Genomic DNA, 13,092 nt, shown 5'->3' on the forward strand with positions numbered 1-13,092 from the left:
GCTTATCGTTACACCGCCTTCCGAGTGTCTTGACCCGCCCGGGGATCGTTGAAGGCAAAAAGGACGATCCCGAGTGTGCGGCGAATGGCAATATGCAATAGCACAGCTTCTATGCACATGGCTATTGCAACTGCTGCCGCAGCTCCAGCCAGACCATAGACCGGAATCAGCGCCATGTTGAGCACAATGTTGCAACCGAAGATGATAATATAGAGCGCCACGCACAATTTCTGTTTGCCGGCCATATTCAGCAGCGTCTCTCCCGGACCGATCACCGCTTTTGCGAGAAAGCCGGCGAAAAGGAAGAACATCAGCTTGTAACCCTGAACGAAGCCGGGACCGAACAGCGACAGCAGGAAGGGGCCTGCCAGAAGCACGAGGCTGCCCACGGCCAGCGATGGCCAGAAGGCCCAGCGCGCGGCCTGGCTGGCGAAACTGGCGAGCCCCTGCCGGTCATCGGCGGAAATCAGGGCGGCGAGACGTGGCGCCGCCGCCGCCTGCACGGAGAAAAACACGAATTGCATCAGCACGATGGTTTTCGCCGCGGCGAAATAGATGCCGACCTGATCCGGCGGCAAATAAAGGCCGACGATCACCACATCGGAATTGGTCATCAGAAAACCGATGCCGTCGATCAGGAACATCGGAAAGGCGAACCGTATCCATGGGCGGAAATGAACCTTGCGGGCGACGCTGCGGAAATGCTGGTTGAGCCGACGGTTCATGAACACGAAGTGGAAAAGCGTGGTGACATAGGTGGCCAAAAGGGCCGCGAGCATCGCCGTCGTCGCGGTTTTTTCCGCGCCGAGACCAAGTGCCGCCAGCATGAACAGCAGGATCAGCACCGGGCGAATGATATAGGTGGGGCTGAGCGCGGAGATCGCCCAGCCGTTGGCGCGCGCGGTGCCGTTCAGCACATCGCCCAGCGCCACCATCGGCAGGGTGAAAAGCGCCAGTGAAACAGGGATGAGGTAATAGGCGGCGATATGCTCGCCGAAGAAATAGAGGAAAACGAAACCGCAAAGCGCGAGTGTGCTTGCCGAAAGCATGGCGAAGACGCGCGCCGTCGAGGTCAGTCCCATGATCTTGTCATGGGCATCCTCCAGACGGTAGCCGGGTAAAAAGCGGATGACGGTGGTGTGGAAGCCGAGGCAGGATAAATTGCCGAACAGGATCACCAGAACCCAGACAAAGGCGAACAGGCCGTATTCGAATTCGCCCATCAGGCGGGCAAGAATGATCTGGGAGATGAAGGCGATGCCGGCGCTGATGATGCGGACCGCGAAGGCGACAAGCGCCATGCGCTGGGTCCGGGAGACATCGTCACTGGCGGAAACGGCGACATCGATTTTCGCTCGCAGCGGCGACAGTTTCGCGCGCAGACCTGCGGGTAGGGCTTTTTCCGCGGTATTGAGGATAGCCATGATCCACACGCCATGATTTCCAGTTGAGTGGGCAGCCGGAGTGTAAGCGCCTTATCCTTAACGAAGGGTTTGGGAGGCGGGGGTCTGTGTACCGATATCGGACGCCGGCCGTGGTTTGCGGATGCCATTGAAAAGAAAAAGGGCAAGCGGGCTTCGGCGTATCGCCCGATGTAGCATATAGGCTGTTCCAGTGGTGGCCGCGACGATGATGGCGAATTCGAAGACCGGCGGCAACGAGATCAGGATGAAGAGCGTGCCGAAGGCATAAATCAGCGGGTGGTGGAACAGGTAGATGCTGAAGGAGGCGTCCGTCATTCGTCCGACAAACCGGCTTGGCCTGTCGAAAAAGCGGTAGGCGAGGTCGATCAGCAGGCGGCTTGCCGCCACTGCCGCGATTGTCGAAACCAGCACCAGCAGGGCCGAGTTCGAAAAGGGATTTTGCAATCGCAGCGTCACCGCTGCCGCGATTGCGCCGAACGTGACGACGCCCGTGAGAATGCCCGTCTGGCGAAAGCGGTCAAAGAGAACCCGGTCGCGGTGAAGCAAGGCTCCGATGAGGAAGAAGGGTACATAGCGCGCATAGGGATCGGAGGCGCGTTCATAGAGAAGAAAAAGGCCGCTCCCGCTTTTTCCCGCAAGCAGGCCCGAACCGTAGATCATCAACTCCCATAAAACCGGAAAGGTGCAGAGTGCTGCCAAAAACGCGGTGGGATATCGAGCCCGCATCCTGTCGAACCAGTCACTTGCATATGCCAATGGCGGATGCCCTGCCAGAAACAGCAGGCCGGCAAGCAGGACCGAGTAAGCGATGAGGGCGGGCAGGAACCACAGATGCATGATCCATTGCTCGCTCGGCAGCAGCAAATCCGGCAGATCCTGCATCAGACGGTCAGCGGGAATATCGCCTTTGGCAACACCCGCCAGTCGCAGCAGGAAAAGTTGCAACGGCCCGAGCAAAAGCATGGCGACAATGAAGGGGACGCCAAGGCGAAGGAAGCGCTGCCTGAGCCAGGGCATCTTGCCCTTCCTGCCGATGACCATGGTGGAAAAATACCCGGCCACCAGAAAAAATGCCGGCATGCGGAAGGTGGCGAGTGCTGCGCCGAGCGTGGTCAGGATCGGGCTGGTCTCAAAATCCTTGATGTCCCAGGCAAGGGCGTGGCTATAAAGCAGGGACGCGTGATAGGGAATGCCGAGCAGCATGAGGAGCGCCCGCAAGGGGTCCCAATAATGCTCATAGCCTGGTTTTTCCGGTTGCATTTTCCCCTCGCGCTGCAAACGCGATCCCGCCTGATCCGTAACGATCGACACGACTATTGGTGGAAAACGCTAACAAACCCTTCATGCGCCTGAGGGCGTGGGCGGCGCTTTCTTCTTGGGCAGGAGATCGAGCACCAGTGCGCAGCCCAAAATGATGATGCCGGCGCCGAAGAGCTGGGGAAGCGACAGGGGTTCGTCGAGCACCAGGGCGCCGACAAGTACTGCCACGACGGTGACGGCGAACTCAACGCTGATCGCCTTGGTCGCGCCGATCGAGGAGACCAGCTTGAAATAGGTGATGTAGGTAAGACCGCTCATGACAATCGCCTGCACCAGAAGATAACCGTAGTCGACGAGACCAGGCGTACCGGGCAACGGCACGGCAAGAAGAAGCGGCAGTGTCATCAGGCCGCCCGTCAGGAAGGAGCCGATGGTGATTTCCCAGGAGCCTACCCCCTTCAGGTGGAGGCTCGCAAAGTTGCTGCCATAGGCAGCGCAGATGCAGGCGGCGACAGCGGCGGCACAGCCGATGATGAAACCGGTCGTGACGGGAACGGCCGGAAAGCCGACAAGCAGGACTATGCCGGCAAAGCCGATGACGAGACCGGCAATGCCCTGCCGCGTCAGGCGTTCCAGACCCCATATCTGCGAGATGAGCATGGAAAACAGCGGAATGGTCGCCACCAATATGGCGGCCATCGCGGTGCCGATCTGCGGTGTTGCGTAGGAGAGGCCGATCAGTTGCCCGGCGACCGTGGTTGCGCCGACGATTGCGAAAGCGCCCCAGCCGGCGGAAAACGCCAGTTTCCGGCGCGCCGCCCGTGCGATGAGGAAGAGGGCGACAGCGGTTATGAGCGAGCGAAGCGTGACTGCGCCGATCCAGCCGAAGGCGGCTACGACATGCAGAAGCAGCAGGAAAGATACCCCCCACGCGAGCGCAAGAAAGATATAGGCGGCGAGATCGCGAGGGGACATGGAAGCAGTTTCCGCAAGATGATCCGGCTCCCATATGGAAAGTGCCGATACCAGTCAACACGAATGATCCGGCGCAAACAAAATCGCCCGTAACGCAGGTTACGGGCGATCGATTTCTGGCAGAAACCAGGCTTTTACGCCTGTTCGTAAACGCCGTGGCAATGCTTGTATTTCTTGCCGGAGCCGCAGGGGCACATTTCGTTGCGGCCGATACGGCCCCAGCTGGCGGGATTGTTCGGGTCGCGGTCCTCGGCCGCTACGAAAGCGGCCTGTACGCCCTGCGCCATCTCGTCTTCCCCGGTGATGGGGTCGAGGTGGTGCGCAGTCATCTCAGGCAATTCCGGCTGCTGCTGTTCCTGCTGCACCAGTTCCACACGCATCAGCTGGGCGGTAACGGCTTCACGCAGATTGGTAAGCAGCGACTGGAACAGCTCGAAGGCTTCCGCCTTGTATTCCTGCAACGGGTCGCGCTGGGCGTAACCGCGGAAACCGACGACGGAACGAAGGTGATCGAGGTTGACGATATGTTCGCGCCACAGGTGGTCGATCGTCTGAAGCACGACCGAGCGCTCGACATAGGTCATGATCTCGGGGCCGAAACGCTCGGCCCGCTCGGCGGCATATTTGTCCGCTGCCTCGGTGACACGCTCAAGAATATCGTCCTCGGCGATGCCTTCTTCCTTGGCCCATTCCTCCACCGGCAGGTCGAGGTTCAGGAACTGCTCGATACCGGCCTTGAGACCGGCGATATCCCACTGTTCGGCATAGGCATTTTCGGGAACGTGCTTGGCGACGAGCGCTTCGATCACTTCGTGGCGCATGTCGGCGGCGGTTTCGCCGATATTGTCGGATTCCATCAGCTCGAGACGCTGCTCGAAGATGACCTTGCGTTGGTCGTTCAGCACGTCGTCATATTTCAGAAGGTTCTTGCGGGTCTCGAAGTTGCGGGCTTCGACCTTCTTCTGGGCGCGTTCCAGCGCCTTGTTGATCCACGGATGGACGATGGCTTCGCCTTCCTTCAGGCCAAGCTTCTGCAACATGCTGTCCATGCGCTCGGAGCCGAAGATACGCATCAGGTCGTCCTGAAGCGAAAGGTAGAATTTGGAGCGGCCGGGGTCGCCCTGACGGCCGGAACGGCCACGCAGCTGGTTGTCGATACGGCGGCTTTCGTGGCGTTCGGTGGCGATGACGTAGAGACCGCCGGCGGCGAGCGCCTTTTCCTTCAGAACCTTGATCTCGGCGCGGATCGCTTCTTCCTTCGCGTCAAGCTCGGGACCCGGCTCCATGCCTTCCAGCTCCCGCTCAAGGCGCATCTCGACGTTGCCGCCGAGCTGGATGTCGGTACCGCGACCGGCCATGTTGGTGGCGATGGTGACGGCGCCGGGAACGCCGGCCTGCGAAACGATATAGGCTTCCTGCTCGTGGTAACGGGCGTTCAGAACCTGGAAATCGCTAAAGCCGGACTGGCGCAGCATGTGTGCCAGAAGCTCGGATTTTTCGATGGATGTCGTGCCGACGAGAACCGGCTGGTTGCGTTCATGCGCCGCCTTGATCTCGGCGATGATAGCCAGGAACTTCTCCTCGCCGGTGCGATAAACCTCGTCGTCCTCGTCGATACGCAGGATCGGCAGGTTGGTCGGCACCTCGATGACGTCGAGACCGTAGATGTTGCCGAACTCTTCCGCTTCCGTCGATGCCGTGCCGGTCATGCCGGCAAGCTTTGCATACATACGGAAGTAGTTCTGGAACGTGACGGAGGAAAGCGTCTGGTTTTCCGGCTGGATCTGCACCTTTTCCTTGGCTTCCAGCGCCTGGTGTTGGCCTTCGGAATAACGGCGGCCCGGCATCATGCGGCCGGTGAATTCGTCGATGATGACGATCTCGTCGTTGCGGACGATGTAGTCCTTGTCGCGGGTGAAGAGCTTGTGGGCCTTCAGCGCATTGTTGATGTGATGGACGATTGCGACATTTTCGATGTCGTAAAGCGATTCGCCCTTGAGGAGGCCAGCCTGCCGCAGCAGGTTCTCGAGCTTCTCGGTGCCGTCTTCGGAAAAGTTGGCCGAACGCTGTTTTTCATCGATCTCGTAGTCTTCCGGCGACAGAAGTGGAATGAAAGCGTCGATGGTGTTGTAGAGATCGGAGCGGTCGTCCAGCGGGCCGGAGATGATGAGCGGCGTGCGCGCCTCATCGACCAGAATGCTGTCCACTTCGTCGACGATCGCGTAGTTGTGGCCGCGCTGCACCATCTGGGCCCGGTCATATTTCATGTTGTCGCGCAGATAATCGAAGCCGAGTTCGTTGTTCGTCGCGTAGGTGATGTCGCAGGCATAGGCCTCGCGGCGCTGGTCGTCGTCCAGCCCGTGCACGATGACGCCGGTCGTCAGACCGAGGAAACGATAGAGCTTGCTCATCGTGGCCGCGTCACGCTGGGCGAGGTAATCGTTGACGGTAACGACATGCACGCCCTTGCCGGCCAGTGCGTTGAGGTAGACCGCAAGGGTCGCCACCAGCGTCTTGCCTTCACCCGTCTTCATTTCGGCGATGGCGCCTCCATGCAGGATCATGGCGCCGGTCAGCTGAACGTCGAAGGGGCGCATGTGCAGAACGCGGCGTGACGCCTCGCGAGCAACGGCGAAAGCCGGGATCAGCAGATCGTCCAGCGACTTGCCGTCCGTTAGCTGTTGACGGAACTCCACCGTCTTCGCCGCCAGCGCTTCGTCGGAGAGGGCCTTGGTGGCCTCTTCCAGCGCGTTGATGGCTGCGATCTTGCTTTTATAGGAGCGGACGCGGCGTTCATTTGCCGAGCCGAACAATTTGCGGGCTATTCCGCCGAGACTGACCATCTTACTGGCCCTTTCTGAAATTCCGTTTTCGCGGGCGCTTCCCTCCATCATGCGGATTTCACCAACAAATGACGGACTTCGCCCTTCAACGTATCTGGACGCGAGGGTGCGTGACAGATAAGAGGGGGGGCAAATGATGTCAACGGTTCTGCCCGTTACAGAATGGCCACATTCCAGTGTTTGGAAGTTTTTTCAGAGCCGGAAACCATGTCTGGAGCCGGCATTGTCCCTGAAAGGTTCAAAATGTTGCGCTATAATAAAATTGCGGCTGCGGTGATTGTGGCCACGCTCGGCCTCCAGTTCCCGGCTTTCGCACAGGAAGACAAGGTTGTCGCCAAGGTTGGCGATCTGGAAATCCACCAGTCCGAACTCGATCTCGCCATGGGCAATCTCGATCCGCAGCTTGCACAGCTTCCCGACGAGCAGAAGAAGGTCGCAGCTCTTTCCGGCGCGATCGACGTCAAACTTCTGGTGAAGAATGCCAGCGCCGAAGGTCTGGAAAAGACCGAAGATTTCAAGAAGCGCATGGAATTCATTCAGGACCGTGAGCTGCACAACGCCTATTTCCGCAAGCATGTTGTCGATGCCGTCACCAATGACGAAGTCAAGGCGCGCTACGACAAGGAAGTCGCAGCCCTGCCGCAGGAGGAAGAAATCAAGGCCGCCCACATCCTCGTAGCAAGCGAGGACGAAGCCAAGGACGTCATCAAGCAGCTTGATTCTGGCAAGGATTTCGCAGCACTCGCCAAGGATAAGTCGACCGATTCCAACAAGGATGACGGCGGCGATCTCGGCTGGTTCGGCAAGGGCCGCATGGTGCCGGAATTCGAAGAAGCCGCTTTCGGTCTCGAAAAGGGCGCCTACACCAAGACGCCGGTGAAGACCCAGTTCGGCTTCCACGTCATCAAGCTGGAAGACAAGCGCATCGCGCCGCCGCCGGCGTTCGAACAGGTCGAGCCGCAGGTTCGTCAGCTTGTCATGCGTGACAAGTACGTTGCCCTCATCGAGAAGGCAAAGGCTGACCAGAAGATCGAAATCATGGATGAGACGCTGAAGAAGGGCTATGACGAAGCCTCGAAGGAACAGCAGGCACAGCCGCAGCCGCAGCAGTAATATACCCATGTTACGGGGCGGCCAGAGGCCGCCCCGTTTCATCTCAGGCACTTTCAACTTCCCCCTTTTTCAGAATTTCAGGCGCTTTCCCATGTCCGTTGCCGTTTCCCCGCTCGCTCCGAAATCCTATCCCGACATGCCCGCGCTGCGTGGCGTTCGCATGGCGACGGCTGCCGCCGGCATCAAGTACAAGAACCGGACCGACGTTCTCCTGATGGTGTTCGACAAGCCCGCAAGCGTGGCCGGCGTCTTCACCAGATCGAAATGCCCCTCGGCCCCGGTCGATTTCTGCCGCGCCAATCTCGGCGGCGGCGTGGCGCGTGCCGTGGTGGTCAATTCCGGCAACGCCAATGCCTTTACCGGCGTCAAGGGCAAGGCCGCGACCGAACTGACGGCGAAATCCGCTGCCGCTGCCGTCGGTTGCTCTGAAAACGAGGTGTTTCTGGCATCGACCGGCGTGATCGGGGAGCCGCTGGACGCCACCAAATTCGCGGGCGTTCTTGGCGACATGCAACGCATGGCCGAAGCCGATTTCTGGCAGGAAGCCGCCAAGGCGATCATGACGACGGATACCTACCCGAAGGTCGCGACCCGTACCGCCGAAATCGGTGGTGTCATCGTTACCATCAACGGCATCGCCAAGGGCGCCGGCATGATTGCGCCCGATATGGCGACGATGCTCTCCTTCGTGGTGACGGATGCCGACATCGAACCCGCCGCCCTGCAATCCCTGCTTTCGTCCGGCGTCGGCCCGACCTTCAATTCCGTGACGGTCGACAGCGACACGTCCACCTCCGATACTCTGATGCTGTTCGCCACGGGCGCGGCGGCGGAAGACGGTCAGGTGAAGGTGATGAGCGCCGACGACGAGCGTCTTTCCGCCTTTCGCGCCAGCCTGAACGATCTCCTCAAGGATCTGGCCTTGCAGGTGGTTCGCGACGGCGAGGGCGCGCGCAAGATGGTTGAAGTCACCGTCACCGGTGCGGAAAATGATGCCGCTGCCAAGAAGATTGCTCTTTCCATCGCCAATTCGCCGCTGGTGAAGACCGCCGTTGCCGGCGAGGACGCCAATTGGGGTCGCGTCGTCATGGCCGTCGGCAAATCCGGCGAAATGGCCGACCGCGACCGCCTCGCCATCTGGTTCGGCGGCGTGCGTGTGGCTGTCAACGGCGAGCGTGATCCGGATTATTCGGAAGCGGAAACCACCGCCGTGATGCGGCAGGAGGACATTCCGGTGAAGGTCGATATCGGTCTCGGGGAGGGCACGGCCACCGTCTGGACCTGCGACCTGACCAAGGAATATGTTGCGATCAACGGCGACTACCGGAGCTGACCGTTGGAGCCGAAGAGAATGCAGGACAACAATGCCGTCAATCTGCCGCTTGTTCGCCGTCTGGAAGCCGTCAGCTTCCGGGCATGGCCTGCCTCGTCGGTAATTTATGACGGCAGCTGGCAAATCCGCCTCACGGGTTCGCATCCGTCCAAGCGCATCAATTGCGTAGTGCCGCTCGATCCGTCCGATTATGGAAACTCTGCGGTGCGGCTGGAAAAGGCGCGCAAGCGCTTCGAGGATTTCGGCCGTGCGCTGGTGGTGCGCGAAACGACGCTGATGCCGCCGCAACTCAAGGATTTTATGGTGAATGACGGCTGGTCCGTGTTCGAAGAGGTCAGGGTCATGACGGCCGATCTCTCCGGCATGGAACTGCCGGAAACGCTGGTCAGCCTGCCGAGCCACGATATCGGTCGTTTCGTCGAGGCGAGTATCAAAGTCAGCGACGGCGACCCGGCTTTGCGCCCGGCGATCGCTGAAATCCTCAGCTCTATCAAGCCGACACTTGGCCTGTTCATCAACGAGGAAGTGGGAGGCAGTCCGCTCGCCACCGTCATCTGCGTGCAGGATAACGATCTTGCCGGCATTCTTTCCCTCGATGTCGAGAAGTCGCAGCGGAAAAAGGGGCTTGGTACGCAGCTTCTGGCGTCGGCGCTGCGCTGGGCGCGGATCAGCGGCGCCAAAAGCGCCTGGTTGCAGGTTGTCTCCACAAATCTGCCCGCGATCGCGCTTTATGAAAAATTCGGCTTCACTGAGGCCTATACCTATCGTTACTGGCGCAAGGCTGATGAAAAATGAGTGAGGCAGGCAAAAAAATTCTGCTGGTTGCCGCCTGCGCGCTTCTCGATCAGGATGGCCGTATTCTTCTGGCGCAGCGTCCCGAAGGCAAGTCGCTTGCCGGCCTGTGGGAATTTCCAGGTGGCAAGGTGGAACACGGCGAGACGCCGGAGGAAACCCTCGTCCGCGAGCTGGAAGAGGAGCTGGGTATCAAGACCAAGGTCGCCTGCCTTGCACCACTGACTTTCGCCAGCCACACTTACGAGACTTTTCACCTGCTGATGCCGCTTTACGTGTGCCGTCGTTATGAAGGCATCGCGTATGGGCGGGAAGGGCAGGCAATCAAGTGGGTGAAATCGCAGGCTCTGCGCGACTATCCCATGCCCCCGGCCGACGAGCCGCTCATCCCATTCCTTCAGGATCTGGTTTAAACCGGCATTGTGTCGAGGGTGATCTCGCCTCCGGGCGATTCCATGCTGTCACAGCTTGGTGAAAACACCCAGCAACGTCCTTTTGCCGTACCAAAATGAAGCTGTGTTAACAGATCGTTCAGCACCCTCTGGCAGATTGTTAAGCTAAAGAAGCGGTAAACTGCGCGTCACGAGGTTGGTTATGAACGAGGATTTCTGGAAGACGGTGGAAGGTCGTCACTCTTATTCCAACAAATCCCGTCGCACCGGCGCGCTCAATGTCGCGCTGCTTTTCGGAACGGCGGTGATTGCCCTGTCCCTGATCATCACCCCTATGCTCGCCGGGAAATCATCCACGCGCGTGGCGCAGTTTCCCGAAAATTACGACATGATAAGCACCGGCTCCATCAAGAAGACCGATGCGGGCAAGACCTATTCCATCCGCCGCAGCATAACCCAGCCCATGCCGGAGATGCCCTGTGTCGTGACGGGCTACAGCAATGAGGGCGGTTGCTGATCGTTTACCATCATCGCTAACGGATTCCTCATGTCGGCGGCCTAGTCTAAATTCGATTTTAGTAAGGTATAATGCCGGCGGGCGGAAGCACCGGATGGTGGATGGGGAATATCCTGTGCTGCATTGTTTTATCAGTTTATGTAAGGACGAAGGCGGCGCGACCGCAGTCGAATATGGCCTGATCGTCGGGCTGATTTCCGCCGCTCTCATCGCCGGCGCCGACGCCATCAGCAGCAATATCAACACAGTCTTCCAGTTCATCGCCGACACTTTCGCCAACATTTGAAACCGTCGGGCTACGCGCTCAGGACAGTTTCACCTCGGTCGTCTTCAAGGCATCGGCGAGGCGCATCTTGGCGGAGCCGGGCTTCAGCGGCTTCTGCTGGCTCTCATGCGGTGCCCAGCCTGAGACATAGATGATGGAAAACGTGGCCCTTATCCGCCCGTCCGGATCGGAATAACGCTCGGCGTAAAGCTCTGCCGCCCGCAGGAAAAAAGCGCGGTTGAGCGGTTTTCTGCTGCGGCTTGCCAGCGGGTTGGCCATGCCCATGGCGCGCAGGTCGCGCATCAGCGGGAAAATAGAGTCGTAACGCACGGTATAGGTTTCGGCATCGGTGACGGGAAGCGCAAAACCGGCACGCTGCAAAAGCGCGCCGACATCACGCACATCGGCAAAGGGAATGACGCGGGGACTTGCGCCGCCGGTCAGTTCGGCTTCAGCCGTCAACAGCACGTCGCGCAACTCCTGCAACGTGCCGCTGCCGGGAATTGCGCCGAGAAACAGCCCATCCGGCTTCAATGCCCGCCTTATCTGGATCAGCGCGCCGGGCGTATCGTTGGTGAGGTGCAGGGCAAGCGGTGAAACGATGAGATTGGCGGAGGCTTCCGCGAGCGGCAGATGCTCCATGGAGGCGGCCTCGGGGATATTCCCATCCGTCGCAAAACGGGTGTCCGTTTCGATGCGGTGGATGGCATCCACCTTGCCTGTCTCGCCCAGGCGTCGGGCGGTGATACCCGTTCCGCCGTGCAGTTCGACCGCGGTCTCGAACCGGCGCTCGACGATGGCGAGCCGGTCGGCAAACTCGTCGGCCGCCATGTCGAGAAGAAACAGGGCCTTGTCGTCGCGCCGGTTCCATGCGCGGCGGCGGTTTTGTTCGATCAGGGCCTGGTCAAAGAGAATATCCATCGTCGTGCCTGCTCGGCCTCAAACGCCTTCGGGATCGGCGGGCCGCATCGTTGCTGTCATGCCGCTTAGGGCATCTTTTTTTTCCGGTATCGGGCCGGAACATATCGCTCTCGCAAAGGCACTCGTTCGGCGCTAAAGTCAACCTCATGGGTGCTGGGGAAGATCTGTTTTCGGGGTTGCTATCGAAGTCTGCAACCGTGTCGGCGGCGGCGCGCGGCGTGTTGCGCTCGGCTTTCCGCATGGTCTATCCGCCCACCTGCGCAAGCTGCGCCAGGATGACCGGCGGCGAGGGTGCCTTGTGTGCCGATTGCTGGCGGGATGTGGCGTTTATCGATCGGCCTTTCTGCGAGGTTCTCGGCATTCCCTTCGCCCGGAGCCATGGCGAAGGTGTTGTAAGCGCGCGAGCCATCGCCGACCCACCGCCCTTCGACCGCCTGCGCGCGGCCGCCACCCATGAGGGAACGGCTCGCAAGCTGGTGCACCGGCTGAAATATCAGGACCGGACCGATCTTGCCCGTTTGATGGCGCTGTGGATGCTGAGGGCGAGCGACGGAACGGTCGATGCCTGCGATTGTATCGTGCCGGTTCCGCTGCATCGCCACCGTTTCTGGCGTCGCCGTTTCAATCAGTCCGCCGAGCTGGCCCGGCATCTGGCCAAGGCCGCCGGCAAACCGTTGCTCGCCGGTTCGCTATTGCGTGTGAAGCCGACCGAGCGGCAGGTGGGGCTGTCGGCGCTCGCCCGCCGGGATAATGTGCGGGGCGCTTTCGCAATCGCGCCTGGCCGGGAACCCGATGTTTACGGCAAGCGGGTGGTGCTGGTGGACGACGTTTATACCACCGGCGCAACGGTGGGTGCGGCAAGCCGCATCTTGCGGAAGGCGGGTGCCACGGATGTGACCGTTTTGACCTTTGCAATGGCCGTTTCCGGGCCTATATGAAGCCTGAAAGACATGATTATATCGTGCGTTTCAGCGCACATATGCGAGGCTTCGAAAAACATGGCACCGGTAACGATCTATACGCGGGATTTTTGTGGTTATTGCGCGCGCGCCAAGGCGCTTCTGGACAGCAAGGGCGTCGATTATGCCGAATATAACGCCACGACAACGCCGGAATACCGGCAGGAAATGATCGAAAAATCTGGCGGCGCAACCTTCCCGCAAATATTCATCAACGGCGAGCATATCGGCGGCAGCGACGATCTGCATGCGCTGGAACGCGCTGGCAAACTAGACGCAATGCTGGCTGGCTGATTGG

13 protein-coding genes are annotated in these 13,092 nt (G+C 59.8%); 8 read left to right on the top strand and 5 right to left on the bottom strand.

The features are described 5' to 3' along the window. Positions 1 to 8: 8 nt before the first annotated feature. The 4 genes from uppV to secA form a co-directional block, all read right to left on the bottom strand. On the bottom strand, positions 9 to 1,424 hold the full coding sequence (gene uppV, locus QSK43_RS23975) for a Wzx-type polysaccharide biosynthesis protein UppV (protein ID WP_332305566.1): 1,416 nt from the start codon (positions 1,422 to 1,424) through the stop codon (positions 9 to 11). Positions 1,425 to 1,481: 57 nt separating this feature from the next. After that, a complete protein-coding gene (locus tag QSK43_RS23980) occupies positions 1,482 to 2,684 on the bottom strand; it encodes an acyltransferase family protein (RefSeq protein ID WP_332305567.1) in 1,203 nt (400 codons plus the stop codon). Between the two features lie 81 nt (positions 2,685 to 2,765). Further along, positions 2,766 to 3,659: a DMT family transporter gene (locus QSK43_RS23985; protein ID WP_332305568.1), complete on the bottom strand. Its 894-nt coding sequence runs from the start codon at positions 3,657 to 3,659 to the stop codon at positions 2,766 to 2,768. A 134-nt stretch (positions 3,660 to 3,793) separates the two neighbouring features. Then, entirely contained in the window at positions 3,794 to 6,502 is a 2,709-nt protein-coding gene (gene secA, locus QSK43_RS23990) for a preprotein translocase subunit SecA (RefSeq protein WP_332305601.1), read from the bottom strand. Positions 6,503 to 6,745: 243 nt separating this feature from the next. Between secA and QSK43_RS23995 the strand changes: the two genes are divergently transcribed. From QSK43_RS23995 to QSK43_RS24020, 6 genes are all read left to right on the top strand, one after another. Next, positions 6,746 to 7,615 (top strand): peptidylprolyl isomerase, encoded by an 870-nt coding sequence (locus QSK43_RS23995; RefSeq protein WP_332305569.1) that lies wholly within the window; start codon positions 6,746 to 6,748, stop codon positions 7,613 to 7,615. Positions 7,616 to 7,706: 91 nt separating this feature from the next. After that, complete coding sequence (gene argJ, locus QSK43_RS24000; protein WP_332305570.1) at positions 7,707 to 8,948, top strand: bifunctional glutamate N-acetyltransferase/amino-acid acetyltransferase ArgJ; 1,242 nt, start codon at positions 7,707 to 7,709, stop codon at positions 8,946 to 8,948. Between the two features lie 18 nt (positions 8,949 to 8,966). Further along, positions 8,967 to 9,743: a GNAT family N-acetyltransferase gene (locus tag QSK43_RS24005; RefSeq protein WP_332305571.1), complete on the top strand. Its 777-nt coding sequence runs from the start codon at positions 8,967 to 8,969 to the stop codon at positions 9,741 to 9,743. Then, entirely contained in the window at positions 9,740 to 10,153 is a 414-nt protein-coding gene (mutT, locus tag QSK43_RS24010) for an 8-oxo-dGTP diphosphatase MutT (RefSeq protein ID WP_045017460.1), read from the top strand. Before QSK43_RS24005 ends, mutT begins: the two co-directional genes overlap by 4 nt. Positions 10,154 to 10,334: 181 nt before the next feature. Further along, the gene (locus tag QSK43_RS24015; protein WP_045017461.1) at positions 10,335 to 10,649 is read left to right on the top strand and encodes a hypothetical protein; all 315 of its coding nucleotides are present in this window, start codon (positions 10,335 to 10,337) and stop codon (positions 10,647 to 10,649) included. 94 nt (positions 10,650 to 10,743) lie between these two features. Continuing rightward, positions 10,744 to 10,935 carry a Flp family type IVb pilin gene (locus QSK43_RS24020; RefSeq protein WP_332305572.1) on the top strand — a complete coding sequence of 64 codons (192 nt, stop codon included), beginning with the start codon at positions 10,744 to 10,746 and terminating at the stop codon, positions 10,933 to 10,935. An 18-nt stretch (positions 10,936 to 10,953) separates the two neighbouring features. Here QSK43_RS24020 and QSK43_RS24025 read toward each other — a convergent pair whose 3' ends face one another. After that, positions 10,954 to 11,835, bottom strand: a complete 882-nt coding sequence (locus tag QSK43_RS24025; protein ID WP_332305573.1) for a methyltransferase domain-containing protein — start codon at positions 11,833 to 11,835, stop codon at positions 10,954 to 10,956. A 146-nt stretch (positions 11,836 to 11,981) separates the two neighbouring features. On the opposite strand from QSK43_RS24025, the gene QSK43_RS24030 reads away from it, so the two are divergent. Both QSK43_RS24030 and grxC read left to right on the top strand, forming a co-directional pair. Continuing rightward, the gene (locus QSK43_RS24030) at positions 11,982 to 12,773 is read left to right on the top strand and encodes a ComF family protein (protein WP_332305574.1); all 792 of its coding nucleotides are present in this window, start codon (positions 11,982 to 11,984) and stop codon (positions 12,771 to 12,773) included. Between the two features lie 60 nt (positions 12,774 to 12,833). After that, the gene (gene grxC, locus QSK43_RS24035) at positions 12,834 to 13,088 is read left to right on the top strand and encodes a glutaredoxin 3 (protein WP_045017465.1); all 255 of its coding nucleotides are present in this window, start codon (positions 12,834 to 12,836) and stop codon (positions 13,086 to 13,088) included. The last annotated feature ends 4 nt before the right edge of the window (positions 13,089 to 13,092 follow it).

The sequence above is a fragment of the Rhizobium sp. GR12 genome, from assembly GCF_036596185.1.
GTDB classification, from domain to species: Bacteria; Pseudomonadota; Alphaproteobacteria; order Rhizobiales; family Rhizobiaceae; genus Agrobacterium; species Agrobacterium nepotum.